The sequence below is a fragment of the Methylobacterium sp. GC_Met_3 genome (genome assembly GCF_026540775.1).
Taxonomy (GTDB): Bacteria; Pseudomonadota; Alphaproteobacteria; order Rhizobiales; family Beijerinckiaceae; genus Methylobacterium.
Genome location: NZ_JALNUL010000178.1, coordinates 1 through 740, shown reverse-complemented (window position 1 = coordinate 740; position 740 = coordinate 1). Strand labels below are relative to the sequence as shown.

Sequence of the window (740 nt, the reverse complement as noted above, 5' to 3'; positions counted from 1 at the left end):
TTCATCGTCGCCGAGCAGCGCGACCAGCTGGGTCTCGCCGCCGACATCCTGCTCGAGCCGCAGGGCCGCGACTCCGCCGCCGCCGTGGCGGTCGCCGCGATCCACGCCGCCGAGAGCGATCCGCGGGCCGTCGTGCTGGTCATGGCCGCCGACCACGTCGTGCCCGACATCGCCGCCTTCGTCGACGCCGTGCGGCGCGCGGCCGAGGGCGCGCGGGCCGGCTACACCATGACGCTCGGCATCGAGCCCGACCGGCCGGCGACCGATTACGGCTATATCCGCCGCGGCGAGCCGATCCACGAGGCGCCGGGCGCGGCCCGCGTCGCCCGATTCGTCGAGAAGCCCGACCGGGCCGGCGCCGAGGCGCTGATCACGGACGGCGCCCTGTGGAACTCCGGCTACTTCCTGTTCCGCGCCGACCTGATGCTGGCCGAGCTCGAAGCCTTCGTGCCCGACGTGCTGGCGGCGGCGCGGGCGGCCTACGCGGCGGCAGTGACCGACCTCGACTTCGTGCGCCTCGATGCCGAGGCCTTCGCCAAGGCGCCCAAGATCTCGATCGACTACGCCGTGATGGAGCGCACCGCCACGGCCGGGGTGCTGCCAGTCTCGTTCGCATGGTCGGATGTCGGCACCTGGGACGCGGTCTGGCAGGTTCTCGATCACGATGAGGCCGGCAACGCGGTGCGCGGCCGGGTGTCGCTGATCGGGACGAAGAACAGCCTCGTGCACAGCCAGGGCGG

Annotated in this window: 1 protein-coding gene; it reads left to right on the top strand. The window is 73.1% G+C overall.

The annotated features are described in order from the left end of the window. A partial coding sequence (locus OXS27_RS32395; protein ID WP_267361759.1) for a sugar phosphate nucleotidyltransferase occupies positions 1-740 on the top strand: 740 nt, incomplete at both ends.